Origin of the sequence: uncultured Tateyamaria sp. (assembly GCF_947497045.1) — a bacterium.
GTDB lineage: Bacteria > Pseudomonadota > Alphaproteobacteria > Rhodobacterales > Rhodobacteraceae > Tateyamaria.
Window position 1 is genome coordinate 494302 of record NZ_CANMEU010000001.1, and the last position, 19774, is coordinate 514075.

The 19774-nt window shown below is 55.2% G+C and carries 22 protein-coding genes; 12 read left to right on the forward strand and 10 right to left on the reverse strand.

Annotated elements, in window-relative coordinates; genetic code table 11:
* Window positions 1-3 precede the first annotated feature (3 nt).
* From Q0859_RS02640 to fliF, 3 genes are read right to left on the reverse strand one after another with little or no spacing between them, the layout of a single operon-like run.
* Window positions 4-297, reverse strand: coding sequence for a FliM/FliN family flagellar motor C-terminal domain-containing protein (locus tag Q0859_RS02640; RefSeq protein ID WP_299147340.1), 294 nt, complete (start codon window positions 295-297; stop codon window positions 4-6).
* A complete protein-coding gene (locus tag Q0859_RS02645) occupies window positions 290-889 on the reverse strand; it encodes a hypothetical protein (protein WP_299147341.1) in 600 nt (199 codons plus the stop codon). Before Q0859_RS02645 ends, Q0859_RS02640 begins: the two co-directional genes overlap by 8 nt.
* Window positions 889-2514: a flagellar basal-body MS-ring/collar protein FliF gene (gene fliF / locus Q0859_RS02650; protein WP_299147342.1), complete on the reverse strand. Its 1626-nt coding sequence runs from the start codon at window positions 2512-2514 to the stop codon at window positions 889-891. Before fliF ends, Q0859_RS02645 begins: the two co-directional genes overlap by 1 nt.
* A gap of 122 nt (window positions 2515-2636) precedes the next feature.
* Here fliF and Q0859_RS02655 point away from each other — a divergent pair, with 122 nt between their 5' ends.
* The 8 genes from Q0859_RS02655 to Q0859_RS02690 all read left to right on the forward strand — a co-directional run bounded on the left by Q0859_RS02655 (window position 2637) and on the right by Q0859_RS02690 (window position 9876).
* Window positions 2637-3125 carry a flagellar basal body-associated FliL family protein gene (locus Q0859_RS02655; RefSeq protein WP_299147343.1) on the forward strand — a complete coding sequence of 163 codons (489 nt, stop codon included), beginning with the start codon at window positions 2637-2639 and terminating at the stop codon, window positions 3123-3125.
* Between the two features lie 10 nt (window positions 3126-3135).
* Window positions 3136-3519, forward strand: a complete 384-nt coding sequence (locus tag Q0859_RS02660; RefSeq protein WP_299147344.1) for a hypothetical protein — start codon at window positions 3136-3138, stop codon at window positions 3517-3519.
* Window positions 3516-4121: a hypothetical protein gene (locus tag Q0859_RS02665; protein ID WP_299147345.1), complete on the forward strand. Its 606-nt coding sequence runs from the start codon at window positions 3516-3518 to the stop codon at window positions 4119-4121. Before Q0859_RS02660 ends, Q0859_RS02665 begins: the two co-directional genes overlap by 4 nt.
* A gap of 17 nt (window positions 4122-4138) precedes the next feature.
* Window positions 4139-5008 carry a flagellar motor stator protein MotA gene (gene motA, locus Q0859_RS02670; protein WP_299147346.1) on the forward strand — a complete coding sequence of 290 codons (870 nt, stop codon included), beginning with the start codon at window positions 4139-4141 and terminating at the stop codon, window positions 5006-5008.
* Window positions 5008-7044 carry a hypothetical protein gene (locus tag Q0859_RS02675; protein ID WP_299147347.1) on the forward strand — a complete coding sequence of 679 codons (2037 nt, stop codon included), beginning with the start codon at window positions 5008-5010 and terminating at the stop codon, window positions 7042-7044. Before motA ends, Q0859_RS02675 begins: the two co-directional genes overlap by 1 nt.
* Window positions 7045-7234: 190 nt before the next feature.
* On the forward strand, window positions 7235-7633 hold the full coding sequence (locus Q0859_RS02680; RefSeq protein ID WP_299147348.1) for a rhodanese-like domain-containing protein: 399 nt from the start codon (window positions 7235-7237) through the stop codon (window positions 7631-7633).
* The gene (locus tag Q0859_RS02685) at window positions 7630-8493 is read left to right on the forward strand and encodes an MBL fold metallo-hydrolase (RefSeq protein WP_299147349.1); all 864 of its coding nucleotides are present in this window, start codon (window positions 7630-7632) and stop codon (window positions 8491-8493) included. The genes Q0859_RS02680 and Q0859_RS02685 overlap by 4 nt, the downstream gene beginning before the upstream one ends.
* A 99-nt stretch (window positions 8494-8592) precedes the next feature.
* Entirely contained in the window at window positions 8593-9876 is a 1284-nt protein-coding gene (locus Q0859_RS02690) for an acetylornithine deacetylase/succinyl-diaminopimelate desuccinylase family protein (protein ID WP_299147350.1), read from the forward strand.
* Here the strand turns inward: Q0859_RS02690 and Q0859_RS02695 are convergent.
* On the reverse strand, window positions 9873-11111 hold the full coding sequence (locus tag Q0859_RS02695) for an Hsp70 family protein (RefSeq protein ID WP_299147351.1): 1239 nt from the start codon (window positions 11109-11111) through the stop codon (window positions 9873-9875). The genes Q0859_RS02690 and Q0859_RS02695 overlap by 4 nt on opposite strands.
* Window positions 11112-11240: 129 nt before the next feature.
* Between Q0859_RS02695 and Q0859_RS02700 the strand changes: the two genes are divergently transcribed.
* On the forward strand, window positions 11241-12719 hold the full coding sequence (locus tag Q0859_RS02700; protein WP_299147353.1) for an ABC transporter substrate-binding protein: 1479 nt from the start codon (window positions 11241-11243) through the stop codon (window positions 12717-12719).
* Between the two features lie 80 nt (window positions 12720-12799).
* Window positions 12800-13195, forward strand: coding sequence for a cupin domain-containing protein (locus Q0859_RS02705; RefSeq protein WP_299147354.1), 396 nt, complete (start codon window positions 12800-12802; stop codon window positions 13193-13195).
* Between the two features lie 221 nt (window positions 13196-13416).
* Here Q0859_RS02705 and Q0859_RS02710 read toward each other — a convergent pair whose 3' ends face one another.
* From Q0859_RS02710 to Q0859_RS02730, 5 genes are all read right to left on the reverse strand, one after another.
* Complete coding sequence (locus tag Q0859_RS02710; protein WP_299147355.1) at window positions 13417-13677, reverse strand: hypothetical protein; 261 nt, start codon at window positions 13675-13677, stop codon at window positions 13417-13419.
* Window positions 13678-14061: 384 nt separating this feature from the next.
* Window positions 14062-14985, reverse strand: a complete 924-nt coding sequence (locus Q0859_RS02715; protein ID WP_299147513.1) for a phage minor head protein — start codon at window positions 14983-14985, stop codon at window positions 14062-14064.
* 54 nt (window positions 14986-15039) lie between these two features.
* A complete protein-coding gene (locus tag Q0859_RS02720; protein ID WP_299147357.1) occupies window positions 15040-15285 on the reverse strand; it encodes a hypothetical protein in 246 nt (81 codons plus the stop codon).
* Window positions 15278-15859 (reverse strand): hypothetical protein, encoded by a 582-nt coding sequence (locus tag Q0859_RS02725; protein ID WP_299147358.1) that lies wholly within the window; start codon window positions 15857-15859, stop codon window positions 15278-15280. Before Q0859_RS02725 ends, Q0859_RS02720 begins: the two co-directional genes overlap by 8 nt.
* Window positions 15808-16380, reverse strand: a complete 573-nt coding sequence (locus tag Q0859_RS02730; protein ID WP_299147359.1) for a ParB/RepB/Spo0J family partition protein — start codon at window positions 16378-16380, stop codon at window positions 15808-15810. The genes Q0859_RS02725 and Q0859_RS02730 overlap by 52 nt, the downstream gene beginning before the upstream one ends.
* 451 nt (window positions 16381-16831) lie before the next feature.
* Here Q0859_RS02730 and Q0859_RS02735 point away from each other — a divergent pair, with 451 nt between their 5' ends.
* Together Q0859_RS02735 and Q0859_RS02740 are read left to right on the forward strand one after the other, a co-directional pair.
* Window positions 16832-17209, forward strand: a complete 378-nt coding sequence (locus Q0859_RS02735; protein ID WP_299147360.1) for a helix-turn-helix transcriptional regulator — start codon at window positions 16832-16834, stop codon at window positions 17207-17209.
* The gene (locus Q0859_RS02740) at window positions 17206-18504 is read left to right on the forward strand and encodes a type II toxin-antitoxin system HipA family toxin (protein ID WP_299147361.1); all 1299 of its coding nucleotides are present in this window, start codon (window positions 17206-17208) and stop codon (window positions 18502-18504) included. Before Q0859_RS02735 ends, Q0859_RS02740 begins: the two co-directional genes overlap by 4 nt.
* 109 nt (window positions 18505-18613) lie before the next feature.
* On the opposite strand, the gene Q0859_RS02745 is transcribed toward Q0859_RS02740, so the two are convergent.
* On the reverse strand, window positions 18614-19726 hold the full coding sequence (locus tag Q0859_RS02745; protein WP_299147515.1) for an acetoin utilization protein AcuC: 1113 nt from the start codon (window positions 19724-19726) through the stop codon (window positions 18614-18616).
* Between the last annotated feature and the right edge of the window lie 48 nt (window positions 19727-19774).

The window sequence follows — 19774 nt, forward strand, 5'->3', positions numbered from 1 at the left end:
GCATCAAACGCTCGACCCAAGGTCGACGATCTCTGTCAGTCTCACGACCAGTTGACCCTCCTCATCCCCATCAGCCTCTTCCAGTTTTCCACGGGCGATCAACTTGTTGCCGACAAACAGATCAACGGGGTCATCAACGCGTTTGTCCAGCGTCAGAACCGCATTTGACCCAAGCATGACCAAATCACGAACCATGGGGCGCGCGCGACCGACGGACACGGTGATTTCGATTGGTACGGCCGTAAATGGATTGTGTGTGTCGGAGGCCAGCATTTGCGTATTGGGTACGTCACTCATTAGTCACCTGTGGCGTTTGCGTTTCAAAAAATGTTGAAATTTCGTTTGTGATGTCGGCAACAACCCGGTCCAAATCCACCTCTACCTCTCGATTGCCCAGGCGCAACACAACTTGGGTCGGGGCCATTAGATCATCTGGAACGATCTCAAAGGGCGCTGGTACATTATCAGACAGCGCAGCGCGCACAGCCTCTTCATTGGCTGGCGCAATCGCCAGTTCAATAGGTCGGTCCAAGCTCTTCCTTGCCGCATCCAAAATGACGTCCTCGATGTGTGCGCCGAGGCTGTGTTGCGCAATCAGCGGCAGAACTTTACGGGTCACTTGTGCCATGATTGTCTGAACCGATGCCGTCATCGCCGCGCGCAGCTCATGGTATTCAAACGATGCGGCCTGCAAGCTTGAGGCCAAACCACTGGATACATGTGTCAGAGTGTCGGATTGCGCCTTAATGGCGTCTTCCCAGCCAGCCTGATAGCCATTCTCAAATGCCTGAAGCTTGAGTTCTTCAATGTCCTCAACAGACAGAAGTGATTTGCTGGCGGTGGTCGGTCTTATTGTTCCAAAGTCCTGAAAGAGGTGTGCAGCGGACATCACGCGCGCTCCTCTTCTTCCAGCCAGCTTCTCAGGATCTCGACGGTTTCTTCTTGTCTATCACCGATCATGGCGCGCAGTCGATCAACAGGGTCTGTCGATACGGGCGACATACCGGCCGCTTCGGTAGAAAAGTTGAGGGCCGGTAGTTCAGAGGACGTGTCCAGGTTGGAGTCCATCGGGATATTCAGGAAGTCATCCGATGCCTCGGCAACCTCACCCGTGAGTGCAGGCTGTGTATTTGCTTCCCCAGCTTCAGTTGGCGGCAAGCTGAGAGGCGCCCCTGGGGCCTGCGTCAAAACCGGTCGCACCACGAATAGTCCCAAAACCAACGCAACAACTGCCAGAACAGCCATTTGAATCGCTGACATTATGTCGACGTGGAAATTGTCCAGAAACGATGACTGCACCTGCGTGCCCAAAGGTGCAACTGACTGTAAAACCATTGACTTAATGGTGATGATGTCACCCCGTGACTCGTCAAAGCCCACCGCGGATGCCACCAATTCACGCAGCGCATCAATCTCTTCCGCATCTCGCGGAATGGTTTCCAGCTGTTCACCATCCCCTTCCTGCGTCGCATCGTTTACCAGAACGGCAACGGTCACACGTTTGATCGCGCCGGCGGCGCGCACCACCGCCCGCTCCGTTTCGGATACTTCGTAGTTAATCCGCTCGCGCGTCTCCGAATTCTCCGAGGATGCGCTATCCCCTTCTGCACCGTCCCCGTCAGGTAAATTCGATGCAACAGTCACATTGCCGTTGCCGGCCTCGTTCGAATTACTCGTCCGCTCTTCGGTGTCCGTGCTGATCACCACGCGCCCATCCGGATCAAACCGCCGCTCACGGATTTCTTCGGTCTCGGTCACCGTATCAACGCTGACCTCCACAATGGCGTTCCCGGGACCTACGCGTGCCTCCAACAGCCGTTCGACACGCTCGCGCAGCATTTGCGCTTTGTCATCTGCACCCCCAGTTGGCGCAACATCTTCGGGCCCGCCGATCAGGTTCCCATTCGCGTCAATGACAGCGACGTCATCCGACGACAAACCGGCAACCGCTGACGACACCAAAAACCGAATAGCCTTGCCCTGCCCATTCGTCAGGCCCGACCCATTGGGTGTTACCGACACCGAAGCAGTCGGCGTCACGCTGCGTTGAAACGGGTTTGAGCCAGTAGAGGCGATGTGAACCCGCGCCATGGCAATATGCGGGCTAGCCGCGATTGTACGCGCCAATTCGCCCTCTTTCGCGCGCCAATAGGCTGCGTCAAACATCTGAGATGTCGTCCCGAAACCCGAGAGCGAATCGAGCAACTCATACCCCTGGCTGTTGTTGGCAGGCAAACCTTCGCTGGCAAGCGTCATGCGCAATTGATCACGATTGGCGCTATCAACAAAAATCGATCCGCCCCGCACCTCAAAGGCTATCCCGCGTTGCTCCAGCGCACTTACGACATCTCCGGCAGGACCGCTTTCGAGGCCGGCATAAAGAAGTGTCAGGGACGGCGACGTGGCGATGCGCGACATCGCAAGTACAGCCAACACCACAGCCAATGTCGCAACCACAACCGTAATTTGCCTACGTATATCCAAGCCCAACCAGACATTTAGCAACTGCTGCACAATTTCCTCCGTCCTGCCCCACGTTCTGTGTGGCGATGTAACAGCAATGACCGATCAGCCTTAACAATCGGTTAGTTGATCTGTGCCAAAACAGGTTTCGAGAAATAGCAGACGGTATGATTATGACAGACGCAGCTGCGGCAGACCCCGCCAGCCCTGAAAAAGCATCAAAAAAGCCAATCTTAATTGGCTTGGTCGCCGCCATTGCCGCGGGCGGGGGCAGCTTTTATGCAACTTTCTCCGGACTGGTTCTTGCACCCGAATCGGCGATTGCGGCTGCCGCATCGTCAGCAGAAATGAATGCGCTGCCAAAAGTGACATATGTTGAAATGGATCCGCTCGTTATATCGCTCGATCCCACGTCTCACTCTCGCCACCTGAGATTTCGCGCCCAGTTGGAAACACCTTACCAATACGCTGACGAGGTCAGGTCGGCATTGCCCCGAGTCATCGACATCTTGAACGGGTATCTTCGCGCACTTGAGGCACGAGACATCGAAGATTCTGCATCTTTGTTTCGGATTCGAGCACAAATGTTGCGGCGCGTTCAAGCTGTCACAGGTCCGGGGCGCGTGAACGATCTTCTTGTTATGGAATTTGTACTGCATTGAGGGATAAATCATGGATTTGATATCTGATATCTTGCTTATGGCAGGCGCTTTAGGAGCGGGGTTCTATTGTTTCATTCTGGGTCGACGGCTGAAGCGGTTCAATGATCTTGAAAAAGGCGTAGGGGGCGCTGTCGCGGTGCTATCTGCGCAGGTCGACGACCTTAGCAAGATGCTCGCGGCCGCCCAGGATGTGGCAACGGAATCAGCGAATACGCTCACACAGGTAGCAGAAAATGCTGAGCAGACATCAAGACGGCTCGAGCTGCAAATTGCATCCTTGCATGACATACCCGAAAAACCGCAACGTACCGCTCAACCTGTTCGATCGGCCGACAGCGTTCAACAGCCGGATCAACCAATGTTTGTTCGGCGAACAGCGGGGAACGCAAAATGAGCAAGCTTTCCAAAGTTAGAAACAGTGTGCGCGTTTCGGGATCCACTTTGATCATTTCGTCACTCTTGGTCAGTTCAGCATTTTTGCGCTTCGGCACCGATACCGGAGCGGCCATCGCTCAAACAACGATGTCGGCGATAGACCCAGACGTAACCTCATCAGGAAATAACACGACAAATCAAGAAGATGACTCGAATGGTAGAGAGCAATTGCTACAAGCTCTACTTAAACGGGAGGCGCAAGTCGAAAGGCAGGAGGCCGCTCTTCTGCAGCGTGAAAACAACCTCAAGGCAACCAAGGCAGAAGTAGAGCGCCGCATACGCGTTCTTGAGGCATCGGAGGATCGCCTGAGGCAGATGATCACACAAGCCGAAGCAACAGCAGAGGATGACGTTCTACGACTGACAACAGTTTACGAAAATATGAAGCCCAAAGATGCCGCAGCACTCTTTGAGACGATGGAACCTGAGTTTGCCGCCGGATTTTTAGCACGAATGCAACCTGAGGCGGCCGCAAAGCTTTTGGCAGGTCTAAACCCAGAAACCGCGTATTCCATCAGCGCTATTGTCGCCGGTCGGAATGCCCGTGCTTCAAATTTGTAGATCGAGAGGGCACAGAAATGATCGGCATAGTCGGCATTATAACAGTCTTTGTGATGGTATTTGGTGGATATCTGGCCGCCGGCGGCAAGATGGGCATAATTCTGAAGTCACTTCCGTTTGAAATGACCATGATCATCGGAGCGGCAGTTGGTGCTTTCCTCATCAGCAATTCCATGTCTGAAATAAAACACACAATCAAGGATCTGGGAAAGGTCTTCAAAGGGCCAAAATGGATCGCAGAAGACTATACCTCACTTTTATGTCTATTATTTGAATTAATACGTCTCGCCCGCCAAAATCCGGTAGGGCTCGAGGAACATATAGAGAACCCTAGTGAGTCTGCGATCTTCAACAACTACCCGAAGATTTCGTCCGATAGTGAAGCTGTGAACCTCATATGCGACACCCTTCGGTCAGCATCTATGAACTATGATGATCCACACCAGGTCGAGGAGGTTTTGGAAAAACGCCTTAGTTCAAATCTTCATCATTCCATGCATTCCAGCCACGCGTTGCAAACCGTTGCAGATGGCCTACCTGCGCTTGGCATTGTTGCTGCTGTGTTGGGTGTCATCAAGACGATGGCATCAATCGATCAACCTCCTGAAATCTTGGGAAAGCTGATCGGTGGCGCACTGGTGGGTACCTTTCTTGGCGTCTTCCTCGCCTACGGATTAGTCGGCCCGTTCAGCGCCAAGGTAAAGGCCGTTGTCGAAGAGGATGCGCAATTCTATCAACTCATTCGTGAGGTGCTGGTTGCCAATCTATACAATCACGCCACAAACACATGTATTGAGGTTGGCCGCCAAAACGCCCCAATACATTACCGACCGACTTTTACTGAGCTGGAAGATGCACTGAAAGACACCAAACAGAGGGCGGCTTGATGATGTGGCGGCTTGCCATTCTACTATTTGTTTTTCATCAACCTGCTCATGGTGCACCTATTACGGTGCGCACAGGAGGCCATGGCGAATTTACCAGAATCGTTTTATACGATGCGGTTGATATGCAATGGGCTACGAATATTTCTGATCGCAGACTTGAAATCTCGTTTCCTAATCAAACTCCTAAATTCGACAACAAAGGGGTTTTTAGTAGAATAGACAAGCGCCATATATCTAATATCTCCGCTGAAGAATCGCAACTTGTTGTGACGATGTCATGTGATTGCTTAGTACGTCATGTTCCACGAGGTGATTTATTAGTATTTGATATATTAGAGAAAAATATTGAAATCGAGTCAGAACTCGGTGGTGATCTTTCTACAACAGCGTCTGTGGAGAATCTTCAGAAAGCCCGGCCTTCGAGTGAAGAGCCGAACGATATGGTTGGATTAATGCCTACAAGATCTATGCCAAAAAAACCCAATGGATTAGGTCAGGATAATTATACATTTGACGTGTATATATCTTTGAAAAAAACTCAGAATTCCACCAAGAAAGTTTATTCTACGTGGGGAACTTATCTCCATAATCTAGCGAGAAGAGACGACAAACCTAGTGATAATAGTATAATAGAAAACACTATGGATATTATGCACAAAGACTCTATATTGAAAAACCTCAAATCCAATATGACAGCATCTCAATATTCAAGCCTAGCAAGTGCTCCTGGAGCAACACGGTCTGGTTCTTACGAAATTGAATCTAATATTTCTTCCAATAACTGCTCAAGCAGCAAAGATCTTGAGATACAAACTTGGATAAACGAAGGCACCACATTTTCAGAGGCGATCTCACGATTACACTCCGAAATATTAGAATTTACCCTGGAGGCTAGCGAAGAAAATAATGTAAAAACCATCAAAACATATCTCTATTATGGATTTGGGTCAGAGGCTCGGCAACTGCTCAATGCACATCCGTCAATAGCAGAGAGGCGTTCTGAGTTTATTAAATTAGCAGATATTATGGAGCCGCAATCAGGCAATATCGCTAGAACTACTTTTTCTGAAATATCTGAGCAATGTTCCGATATGGCGGCATTCTGGATTATCTTAGATAATAAGGGGAAGGAGCGCTTTTCAAGACCCGCGGTTAACAGTGCACAGCGAGGGTTTGGCGCTCTACCAGCACACCTAAGGGCACATTTAGGGCCAAAATTTATGAAGAAGTTGCGGCTAATTGGTGAGGTAGACGCAGCAAGTGCAATCAACAGAGTGCTTGAGGAAGTAAATATTTATACGGGCCCTGAGCACGAAGTTAATCTAGATTTTGCGAGTGATAGAATACCTACCAGATTCCCAGAATTAAGCGATGTACTAACTATCAGGAATACTCCAGCAGCCACAATGGAAGATTACATCCATACTGAACTGATGGCTGGTAAGATGATAGATATGGATACCATTACTCTGATAGAATCATATATCACAGAATTTCAAGACAGCGCATTACGAGGTCCTCTAATTAGGTCACTGGCACTCGCGCTAAGCGGTATAGGTAATTTTTCAGATGCATTTGAAAATATTTCAAGATTGGATAATGATGAAAGTGGATATTTACTTTTTGAAACAGTATTTAACCATTTTGTAAGTGATTCCACCGATGTTGAATTCATTGAAAATATATACAACATTGATCCGGTGAGGCTATCGGTACTTGATAGGGGGCTGATTGACAACACTGTGCAACGCCTCTCATCTCTTGGGTTCCATGATCTTGCTGATAGAGTCGATCCAACGATTACAAGCCGGTCTGATTCGGCGGGTCAACAGATCTCTGAGGCTGAAAGAACCGATTTGAACCCACCAATCCGAGCACCTGCAATTGACTCACCTAGTATAGCATTTGAGGCACCGTCAACGGATGCTTTAGCAAAAAATGCCACACCTTTTGGTCTCAAGGAGTTCCAGGGCATTTTACTTGAAAGCGAAGAGTTTAGGATCCGCGCTCGGCGCGGTTCGCTGAGCGGCGAGTGATCCGGTCAAGCGCAATGAGCAGCGCCTTACACCTCTGATCAACCCGCTCGGGTGCCGTATAAGCTTCTGCGGTTTAACCTTAGATGGACGAATACCAGAACCTGCACGCGGACAGGGCAGCATCGAGATGAATCTTGAAGCGATGTATCGAGGGTGACACAATCCACTTGTCTCGTAGATGAGGAAACAGATGGCCTTGAAACAAACCGCTGCGACGATGGTCGCAGCCGCCCGCGCCCGAATTCAAGAGGTGGAAACTGGCGATGCCCTCGCCATGTTCTCGGACCCGGATGTGGTGATTGTCGACATTCGTGATGTCCGAGAGCGTGAGCGTAGCGGTTTCATTCCCGGCTCTGTTCACGCGCCGCGTGGTATGATCGAGTTTTGGGTTGATCCGGACAGTCCCTATTTCAAAGATGTGTTCGGCCACCCGGACAAGACATACCTGTTCCATTGCGCCTCAGGCTGGCGATCTGCGCTGACCGTGGCGACATTGCAGGATATGGGTTTTGATGCTGTGCATTTGCGCGACGGTTTCACGGACTGGGAGGCGCATGGCGGCCCGGTGGAGAGGAGAGAGAAGCGATGAAAATCAAACCCTTAGTGACCCCATTTTTTGACGAGCGTTCAAACACCATATCCTACATCGTAAAAGAGCCGGATGGCCCCGGATGTGCCGTCATCGATGCTGTCATGGACATCGACTATGCCGCCGGCGCGCTGAACTTTGATGGGGCGGATGCAATGATCGCGCATATCAAAACGCACGACCTGCGGCTTGACTGGATCATCGAAACCCATGTGCACGCCGATCATTTATCAGGCGCGCCCTACATTCAACAAGCACTGGGTGGCAAAATCGGGATCGGCGCGAAGATAACAGAAGTTCAGGATACTTTTGGGAAAGTTTTCAATGAGGGTACGGAATTCCAGCGGGATGGATCACAGTTTGACGCGCTTTTCATCGACGGTGATACATATCAGGTGGGCGCGATGACATGTACTGCGATGCATACGCCGGGGCACACACCCGCCTGCATGGTGCATATCATGGGCGACGCGGCCTTTGTCGGAGATACCTTGTTCATGCCCGATGGGGGATCCGCACGCGCTGATTTTCCAGGAGGGGATGCCGGACAGCTATATGACAGCATTATGCGGGTGCTCAGCCTGCCCGATGAAATGCGTCTGTTTATCTGCCACGATTACGGACCCGGCGGTCGTGCCATCGCGTGGGAGACGACGGTGGCAGAGGAACGGGAAAACAATATTCATGTCGGCGGCGGCAAGACCCGCGAGGATTTCATCAAATTTCGAACCGAGCGGGACGCGCAACTTGCCATGCCGTCCCTGATTATTCCCGCCCTTCAGGTGAATATGCGCGCAGGCAAGATCCCACGCGACAATGCGGGCGATATGGCCCTCAAAGTCCCACTTGGCAAACTCTGATCCAAAAACACAGCCGACATTCTCTGTTCCACGGTATCTTCACCAAAGGACGCAGTGATCACGCGCGCCCTTGTCATTTGATGACCGCAGCACAAGACTATGCGCATGACATTGTCCACTCGCATTGACGCCAAGCGCGACGATCTGATCGATCTGACCCAGACCTTGATCCGTATTCCGACGCTTAATCCGCCGGGGCAGCACTATCACGATATCTGCATCCTTCTGGACAGGCGGTTCAAGGCACACGGGCTGACCACTCAGATGATCCGGGCCCACGGCACACCTGGGGACAGCGACGCGTACCCACGATGGAACATCGTTGCGCGCAAGGACGGGGCCCAAAGCGGTCCGTGCGTCCATTTCAACAGCCACCATGACGTGGTCGAGGTCGGGCACGGCTGGACACGCGATCCTTTCGGCGCTCAGATCGAAGGCGATAAAATCTACGGCCGAGGTGCGTGCGATATGAAAGGCGGGCTGGCCGCATCCATTATTGCTGCCGAAGCCTTCATCGAAGAACACGTCGACTTTACCGGTGCCGTCGAAATCAGCGCCACAGCGGATGAAGAATCGGGCGGGTATGGCGGTGTTGCCTACCTCGCTGAGATGGGTCTTTTTGCACCGGATCGCGTGCAGCATGTCATCATCCCCGAACCGCTGAACAAGGATCGAATTTGCCTTGGGCATCGCGGCGGGTGGTGGGCAGAAATCGAAACGAAGGGTGAGATTGCCCATGGCTCCATGCCTTTCCTTGGGGATTGCGCCGTTCGACATATGGGGGCCGTACTCGACAAATTCGAAAGCGATCTGTTTCCAGCCATGGCCGCGCGTCACACGGAGATGCCCGTCGTGCCGGACGGTGCGCGCCAGTCAACGATGAACATCAACTCGATCCATGGCGGCCAACCCGAACCCGCCGAGGACTATACCGGCCTGCCTGCCCACTGCGTTCCGGACAGTTGCCGTATCGTGATTGATCGCCGTTTTCTGGTCGAAGAAGCCGTCGAAGATGTCCGCGCCGAAGTCGTTGAGTTGCTTGAAGGGCTCAAGACCTCGCGGGATCGGTTCGAATACGAAATGCGCGAGTTGAACGTCGTCCTCCCATCCATGACCGACAAAAACGCACCTGTGGTCGAAACGGTGCATGCCGCCATTGAACAGGTTCTGGGCGTCAGCCCGACATATGTGGCCTCACCCGGGTCCTACGATCAAAAACACATCGACCGGATCGGCAAATTGCGCAACTGCATCGCCTACGGGCCGGGCGAATTGGAACTCGCACACAAGCCGGATGAATGGATCGGGATCACAGATATGCTCGACAGCGCCAAGGTGATGGGGGCCGCGTTGGAAACCCTTTTGCTGCCCAAACAGGACTAACCTGCGGCCAAGGCCAGACCTTCGACAATCGCGGTCATGGCAGCACCTCGATGTACCTCTGCGCGGGGTAACAGCGTGTGCAGTGCATCTTCGACCACCTGCATCAGACTGGATCCACCCACAAAAATCAATCGGTTCACGGCATCCGGCTCCACCCCGCCCATCTCTAGCGTCATCGCGGCCGCCGCACTGATTTGATCCGCCATGGGGGCCAGCGTGGCCGTCATCGCAATCGGGTACAACGGCACGGTCATGCCGCGTTCGATAACGGACAGGTCGATCTGTGGGATGTTTGCGGACGCGCCATTTGCCCCAATTTTGGCGGCCTCAACCGCAAAGGCCACGTCGTGACCCAACTCATCCTCCAGCACGCGCACAAGCCGTTTCAGCTTGTCCGGCTCACGTGCGTATTGGGCCAATTCCACCGTCGCCCGCCGCGTGTCGGGGGCGTAAAGAAACGGGATTTTCTGCCACGTGGCCAGATCGGTAAAGATCGCATTCGGAGCCGCATGAGACTGATCGCCAAACGCATGTTTGATCTGACTGCCCATGCCCAGTTCGGGCATGACAAAGGCCAGGCTCAGCGCCCGATCGAAATTTGTTCCCCCAAGGCGCAGACCATGACTGGCCAGAATATCAATGCCCGCCCCCTGCCCCTGTCGAAACAAGGTGAAATCAGAAGTCCCGCCGCCGATATCGACGACCAGCGCGACATCACCGGGGCGGAGCGTGGCACGGTTCGCCAGTGCTGCGGCCTCGGGTTCGGGCATGAAGCGGACCGTCTCAAAGCCCGCCGCGTGGTAGCATTCTGTCAGATCGATCAGCGCCTGGGCATTGCGGGCAGGATCAGCCGAGTGAAACAGCACAGGCCGACCGGACAAAGCCTCGGTGAATATCTGTCCTGTCTCCGTTTCCGCACGCAGTTTCAGTTCTGCCAGAAAGCGGGCAACGATGGTGATGAAATCCAGCCGCTCGCCAAGCAGAACCCGGCTTTCGCGCATCAGCGACGTACCAAGCAATGACTTGAGCGCACGCATATAGCGTCCCTCATCCCCTGTGATCAGCGCAGCGTTTGCAGGACGGCCATAGACGGCCTTCCGCGCCTCAAAATCGAAAAACACAGCTGTGGGCAGAGTCGTTTCGCCCGGCTCAAGCTGGATCAGATGCGCTTGGCCGTCCACGGCCACACCGACAGCCGAATTCGAGGTTCCGAAATCCACACCCAGAACTGCCATCGCACCTGCCCTACCATCCAAAAGGCCGACCGATTACCCCAACAACACCTTCAAGCCAAGTGTCCAAGACTGGTCAACCTCCCCTGTTTTGGCTAGCCTTTCGCCAAACATCATCCAAGGGAGACCCCCATGTTCCAGACCCGCACGCTTATTTTTGGTGTCGCCACGGCCGCGCTGATGGCCGGAGTGGCCAGCGCCAAGACCGACATCACCGTCGCAATCCAGCTTGAGCCGCCCCACCTTGATCCCACATCAGCCGCTGCCGGGGCCATCGACTCGGTGCTCTATTCCAATGTGTTCGAGGGGCTGACCCGCTTTATGGGTGACGGATCGGTTGTGCCCGGCCTTGCCGCAAGCTGGGAGATTTCCGATGACGGGCTGACCTATACATTCGCGCTGCGCGAGGGTGTCACCTTTCACGATGGTACCACCATGGACGCCGAAGATGTGAAATTCACATTTGACCGCATTCTGGCCGAAGATAGCGCAAATGCCCAAAAGGCACTGTTTGAGGGGATCACAAATGTCGAAGTCGTCGACCCCCAAACCGTGCGCATGACCCTTGGCACGCCCAACGGCAACATGCTGTTCAACCTGGCCTGGGGGGACGCGGTGATCGTCGCCCCTGAAACCATCGAGAACATCAAACAGCAGCCCATCGGCACCGGCCCCTTCAAGTTCGACAGCTGGACCCAAGGCGACAAGATCGAGATCAGCCGCGCCGACAGCTATTGGGGTGATGCTCCCGCACTAGAGAAAGCGACGTTCAAGTTCATCTCGGATCCGACGGCGGCCTTCGCATCTGTCATGGCCGAGGATGTGGACGTCTTCTGGAGCTTCCCCGCGCCTGAAAACCTACCACAGTTCAAAGCGGACCCTCGCTTTCAAGTGTTAATCGGCTCAACCGAGGGTGAGACGATCTTGTCCACCAACAACAAAAAGCCCCCCTTTGACGATGTGCGTGTCCGGCAAGCCCTGGCTCATGCCATCAACCGCCAAGCCATAATTGATGGTGCGATGTTTGGATATGGCACGCCCATTGGCACCCATTTCGCACCCCACAATCCCGCCTATGTCGATCTGACAGGCGAGTCCGCCTTTGACCCAGACAAGGCCCGTGCCTTGCTCGCCGAGGCTGGCATGGCAGATGGGTTTAAAACCACGTTGCATCTGCCACCCCCGTCTTATGCCCGCCGCGGGGGGGAGATCATCGCAGCCCAACTGGCCGATGTCGGCATCACCGCCGAGATCATCAATGTGGAGTGGGCGCAGTGGCTTGAAACGGTGTTTCGTGGTAAGGATTTTGGTCTGACCATCGTGAGCCATACGGAGCCAATGGATATCGGAATCTACGCCAATCCCGATTATTACTTTCAATATGACAACCCCGCCTTTCAGGAGTTGATGGCGACCCTGAATGCCACCACTGACCCCGATACCCGCACCAACCTGATGGCCAAGGCGCAGGAGATCATCTCGGGTGATGCGGTGAATGGCTATCTGTTCCAGCTGGCGCAGCTGTCTGTGGCCAAAGCCGAGGTGCAAGGGTTGTGGATCAATGCGCCAACCCAGGCCACGGACCTGACTGGTGTCAGTTGGTCTGAGTGATCGGCGTTTCGCAAGGATATCAAACGACAGGGCGCACCATCAGGTGCGCCTTACTTTTTGTCCAAAGAGGGAATGGGATCATGCAGATACACCGTGCGGGGACGCGCCCCGCTCAACGCGCAAATCCAGAATATTTCACCGGTACCGTATGGCTGGATCCCATCATCGCAACGGATGCACCTGCCCGCCTCAATGCGCTGAGTGTCCAATTTGAACCGGGCGCGCGCACCGCTTGGCACACGCATCCATTGGGTCAGACATTGTATGTGACCCACGGCGTCGGCCTTGTGTGCGCGCGCGGCCAACGCCCGGACCGCATTCAGGCTGGGGATACCATATGGATTCCGGCGGATGTCGAACATTGGCACGGTGCAACTCCAGACACGACCATGACCCATATTGCGATGCAGGAAGCATTGGATGGGTCAGCAGCGATGTGGTTGGACCATGTAAGCGATGCCGATTACGCCGAGTGATGAGAAGGGGGCCAGCCCCCCCGGCCCTGCGGCCTCCCCCCCGGAGTTTTTCTGGCAAGCTTAATATAGCGGGTCAAAAATTTTGGTGCGTCTGGACAAAAGGTTTGTCGCATTTTTTTTGGCACCGCAGACGATCAGCGGTCAAGAACCGACACGTACTCACCTTGGGGTTTCTTCGACTTGGGCGCCTGCTCAACTGACTTGTCATCGGCCTCTTCTTCTTAACCGAACTCTGCTTCTACGGTCGTCTTCGCGCCGCCTTCCTCACCATAGTCCCACAAGTGCGTCACTGTCGAGGCCACCCATGACCCGTCGACGTCCGGGGCCACGTTTGTGATGTTCAGCGGTGCCTTGGCCCGCGCGTGTGGGTCGCCAATCAGCTCGAGAGTCAGCTCGCCTTCACCAGCCCGCAATTCCTTCACGCGTGCGTCCGCCGCCTTCCGCGCATCCTCGCGATCCTGATAGACCTCTCGAAGCGTCATCGGCGGCAGCAGAACACAGTGCGGTCGCGAAGTTGGCGGCGGGGAGGATTTGTGATGTCATGGCCCGGCAATGGACCATGCGGGCGGCGCGGGCTTTGGTAGCGGGTGCTACCTGATCGCGCGGGCCTCACACCGATCTGTCAGATCCGGTGCAATCGCGTGCGTTGTCACATGCGAGGTTCAAATTTGAAAGCGATTTGAAAACGCTCAGGACGTCATCTCGGGTTTTCAGGCCCCATGGGCCGCGTTTGAAGCTCGAGGCGCTCAGTGGGCGTTTTTTTTGAAAGGGAGGAACTTGCGGCGTTGGGGGGTCACAACATCCCCTCGGAACAAGCCCGGTTATGTTTGCTCAACGCCGCTGCAAGACACGTAGCAGATCCGCGCTCAGTTTTCAACGTCACGCGCCGCATCCATGAGAACGAACCGATCCGTCTCTCCGAACTGCTTTGCCCGGATGCGATGGAAACTCTTCAGAAACAATTCCTGGCGATCCTTGGTCACGTGGATGACCGCAGCCCAAGGCACGCCGTCGACCATGCGCTGAAACACGAACTCGAACTCGCTCGCCGCATCCTCGTACATCGCGCCGCTTTGGATGAAGTCCTGCACCATCTCGTATTGCTCACGGGTGACGCTTGGATGTCGCTCGAGCTGCTTGGCTGCATCACCAACGGACAGGCTTACGGTGCGTGTCTTGGCGCGTATCAGATCCACGCGGTCACCATCAAGCATCGCCACAGGTGCCGTGAGGCGACGGTTTGGATCTGTCACCATGCGGCGCTGATGCTTGAAGATGTTCTCTTGGACCGCACGAAACGGAGCCGAGCGCACCATATCGCGCGCAGCCACAGTGCGCGCGGTGTCGGGCAAATTGTCGAGGCGCTGCGCGAGATGGCGGCGGACATTCCCTGCCCGCGTCAATCCGGGATGTGTCTGCCAGCCGGGATCGATGCCGCGCGGCACCTGGACGGTCTCGCCGGTCGCCTTGTTCTTCCAGGGCCGGGTCGTGACTTCCGGTGCGGGCGTGTCGGGAACATATCCAAGGCTCTCGGCCTCAAACCGTGTGATCTGTCGCACGCGGCACTGACAGAGCCACCCATTGGGCGGGTAGTGAACAAGCCACCAGCTATCGTCCACCTCGAGAATTGTGCCAACCCGGCCCTCGTGTTCCGGGCGGCGCTGCTCAGCCGAGGACAGCTCATAGATCAGAAACGGGATCCCGCGCTTGGTGCGCTGGATGCGCTCCCATTCACCAGCGGCGCGCGCCGTGCGCGTGTTGGCCCAGTAGATCGTGCGCAGGCGGCGCAGACTACCGAGCTGGACGAGTTGACCGTCCGCCCGTGCCGCTTGGCCCCACCAACCCTAGCGTCGCAGGATCGGCTCGAGATCATCCACGAAATCGCCATAGGACTTGTAATTGGTGACCGCGTCCGAAACCGCCGATCGGATATCATCGAGAACGTCGTAGCCCGCCGATTGCGCGACCGTGAACGCCACGGCGTGATCGTGCGGTGCAAAGTCGGTCCAATCCAGTGATGGACGCTGCCCCTTGGCATCAAAATACCCGGTGACCTCTTCGGGGGCTTGGGTGAACAGATCGTCAGGCATCGATGTCGCCGTCGCCGCGCGCCTTCATCAGTTGCACGGCCAGCCGGTTGGCCATCGCCGTGACGTCCGGCGTGATCTGATCGAGGCTCGCCAGCAGCTCTTCATAGCTACCAGACGTCTTGGCGGCGGCGAGGATCTCAGCGAGGTAGGAGCCGTTGCCGCCCTTGTCCATCGCGCCCTTGCTGAACCGCGGGATGCGATCGCAGACGTAGAACAGGATGTCGCGCTGTTGATCGAAGGGGACGTTGCGCAATTCGACGACAAAGCGCTGACGGCGCACGAGGTCGTTGCCGATCTCGAAGATAACGATGTCGGTGGCGTCACCGCTGCGACCGAAGCCCTCTCCCATCACGTGGTGCTTGGTGGGGTCCAGCCCGGCCAGCAGCGGTTTGAGTTGCTGTTCACACCAGTCGCGGGCATCGGCCTTGCGCACATGCTCAGGTGCGTCCTTGAACGCATCCTCGCAGATCCACCGCTTGAGCACATCCAGATCGGCCATGCAGTTCTCAATCTGCACCCGGCTCAACGCAGCGCCCTCGGCCTCGGCCGGGATCGCGTCCAGCTCCTGACGCATGGCGGCGGCGCGCGGCCCAGGGCAGGCGAGACGCTGGCGAGTTTCAGGCGCCGCCGTACAAGATCGGTCGTAATCCCGAACTGTGCGGCGATTTGATCCTCGGTGCGACCTTTGTTGCGTAACGCCGCGAAAGCTTCGAACTGATCGGCAGCGTGCATGGCGGCACGGATCATGTTCTCTGCGGCGGAGCTGTCTTCAGCTTGGTCGGGCTCTTCGATCTGGCAAGGGATGAGGTGATCTGCTTTCAGATGACCTTGGTCTTTGAGCTGGTTCAGGGCTGCCAAGCGCCGACCGCCGGTATGGACGTGGAATTTCGCACCGACTTTGTGCACAAGCAGGTTCTGTTTCAGACCCGTTTGCTGGATGCTTGCGCGCAATTCGGCATCCGCCTCAGGCGTTGCTGGTGTTTTGCGCACGTTTTTGGGACTAAGCACGAGCTTTAGGAGGGGGATCATGTCGATTTGCGCACTCGCAGCTGCGTTTGCTGGCGCGTTGGTCTTTTTGGCTTTTGTCTTGGTCATGTCTCGGGGTCCTTCTTCCGAACCGGGACCCGGGAGAGCCTCTCTCTCCCTATCAAGCCCGGCACCCCGGGCTTTCCCTCCTCTTCCTCTCTGCAACCCTGCGCCCGGCCAGCGATCCGAACACCGTGGCGCGCACCACTCCTTTTCGGCCAAAATTTTCGCAACGGGTAGGCAAAAATGGGTATCAGATGCTGCATTTGAGCAGGAATACTGTGGACGGTCGGCATTGCTTGGGACGGGGGTTGTGCTGTTTTCACTCTTTAGAGACGGAACTGGCGTTTGAGGGAATTAGTCCGCCTGTTGTACCTTGATCAGTCGAGATTCCAGAGTTCGCTATCAATTTTGATCTTTTTTTTACTTTTTTGCAATATTACTATCATATATGATATGGATTTGGAGCCTATGCGGCCAGCATGCCATAGACTCCGCACTCCCAATCATGCTATCAATTATGATTGAAAAAGCGTCAATTTGCCCAAAAGCTATTGAAAGTGATAGGATGAAGATCAACAGCCTGACACCTGACACCATTATCCTGGAAGAACTCGGGACACGCCTTGCTAAGCACCGAAAGCAGCGCGGGTTTTCTCAAGATGACCTCGCGCGTGAAGCGGGACTTGGCGTTGCCACGTTGCGCAGGATTGAGGCTGGAGAAGGCAGCCAGATGGAATCGTGGCTCAAGCTCCTGAAGGCGCTGAAGATGCTCTCGGGTGTAGAGCAGTTACTACCTGAGAGCATCGAGTCACCATTGGCACAGGTCAGGGCGCAATCAAAAACAACGAAGCGCACAACATCCTCAGGGAAGAGATGGGGAGATGAAACCGAATGAGCACGGCGACCATTAAGCTGTGGGGGACGACAATTGGCTATGTCGCGATGGATGCATCGGAGCGCTTTGCACGTTTTGAGTATGATCCCGATTTTGCTGGTCTGGCAGTAGAACCCGCACCAATCCACATGCCGGTTGTTTCGAGCCAGATTTATCAGTTTCCAGATCTGCATCCGCGCTCGTTTCACGGGATGCCCGGGATGATCGCCGACAGTTTGCCTGACAAATACGGCCAACGCCTGATCGATGTCTGGCTTGCGCAAACCGGGCGAAAACCCGAAGACTTCAACGCGGTTGACAGGCTTTGCTACACAGGGCGACGTGGCATGGGCGCGCTTGAGTTTGAACCCTCAAAGCGTCCCGATATGCCAGATGACAAGCAGTTGGAGATCGAACAGCTAACCCAACTCGCATCAATGGCATTTGCAAGCAAGGAGACGTTGAACACGAAGTTTGAAGAAGCCGGTGGCGAGGAGGCTTTACTCGATATTTTGAACGTTGGCACATCAGCGGGCGGCGCACGCGCCAAGGCGGTTATCGCATTTAATCCTCAGACCCATCATATCAGATCAGGTCAGCTCGATCTCGCAGAAGGATTTGAACATTGGTTGATCAAATTTGACGGCGTTGAGTTTAGTGGGGATTGGGGCGTCGCCGATCCGATAGGCTACGGACTCTTGGAATTTAGCTACTATGAGATGGCCAAGGCCTGCGGCATCAATATGATGGAAAGCCGTGTGTTCTCAGAGAACGGACGGAACCACTTCATGACACGCCGCTTTGATCGGGATGACAGGGGTGGCAAGAAATTCGTGCAAACCTTCGCAGCGCTTGCGCATTACGACTATTTCGAGAGTGGTGCCCATTCCTACGAACAGCTGTTTATGTTGATGAAAGAGCTCGACATGCCCAAAGCTGAGATCGAAGAACAGTTCCGCCGTGTCATCTTCAACATCGTCGGTTGCAACCAAGATGACCATGTCAAGAACTTCGGGTTTATGATGGACCGCAATGGGGACTGGAGCCTCTCACCTGCCTACGATCTTTGCCACGCTGAAGGCAGCGCTTTTACGAGTTTCCATCAACTCAGCATCAACGGAAAGACATCGGGTTTTACGCGCGCGGATCTGAAACATCTCGCAGAATACGCTGGACTGCCACGCGGGCGTGAAAGCCAAATACTTGAACGGACACAAAACGCCTTTGCCGACTGGAAGTCATTGGCCACGAGCCTTGGGGTTCCACCCCCCCTTCAAGATCATGTCACCCGCACCCTTCGCTTGCGCATAGACTGACGAACCGCGCTTCTCGGCGCACTTGAAACGGTCAGGGTGTGTTCTGGCTTGAACAATGTGTCTGCAGGTCACAGCACAAATCCCGGCTGTTCCAAGAAAAGCGCACAATTTATAGGCCAAGTCGATTGGATCGAGTGTCTGAGTGGTCAGACAACTGCGCCGCCATGGACGGATTGCCGTCGAACCTCAAACTGCGCAGGATCGTTTCGGACCCCGGGTTCACCCGGTCTGGAATAGCAAATCCGTTCAGTATTCCCCACACGCCCGTCCATAAGCGCCCCACGGACCACGGGTTATACCCGCCACCGCCCAAGACCAGCAGTCGGGGGGCGAGGCCCATGACGCTTTGTACGATTGCCCAATGCGCTTGATTTGACAGGGACAGGTGGGCTTGTGGGTCTTCCTCGACCCCGTCGGCACCACATTGCAAGACGATAGCATCAGGTTTGAAACCTGTGACATTGGGCAGGATCACCTGATCCTGGATAAGAGCCATGTCATCGTCATGCAGCCCGCGCGGTACAGCCAGATTGATGATGCTCCGCTGTCCGGTCACTCCGGTCGGGCCGGTGCGCGGCCATAGTTCATCTTCATGCACCGATACCATCAGCACATCCGTATCATCGCCAAACGCGACCTCAACCCCGTCTGGATGATGGGCGTCGATATCGACATAGGCGATGCGGCGCGCCCCGTTTCGGCGCAGTGACAGGATCGCAAGCACCGGGTCATTGAGATAGCAGAACCCGCCAGCCCGATCCGGCATACCGTGATGTGTACCACCTGCGGGGTGATAGACGATGCCGCCCTTGGCCAGCAATTCGCTTGCCAGCAACGACCCGCCCGCCGCTGTTGCGGGACGGCGATACATTTCGGGGAACACCGGGTTCGACGGGGTGCCGAGGGCGTGGCGTGCCTTGACCGCATCGCCCACCTGTTGAGCCACCTCTGCGGCATGCAGCGCGGCGACATAGTCTGGCGTGTGCCAGACCGTTAACGTATCCGGTTTGGCGCGCGGACTGGGCACGTATGCTTGCGCAGGCAACCATCCCAGGGCGCGCGACAGATCCATTACCGTCGACACCCGCGGCACGCGCAACGGATGCCAGCCGCCATAAGGCGATCCACGATAGATTTCCGAGCCGATGAACAAGGGGCGCTTCACACCGTGACCATAGCGACTGTGCCCGGATCGGCAAGAGGTCAGGCCGCCGCAGCCCATTTGGACGTCGACCCGCTTGCCTGCCCCCCTGACCCCGCCTAACGTCGT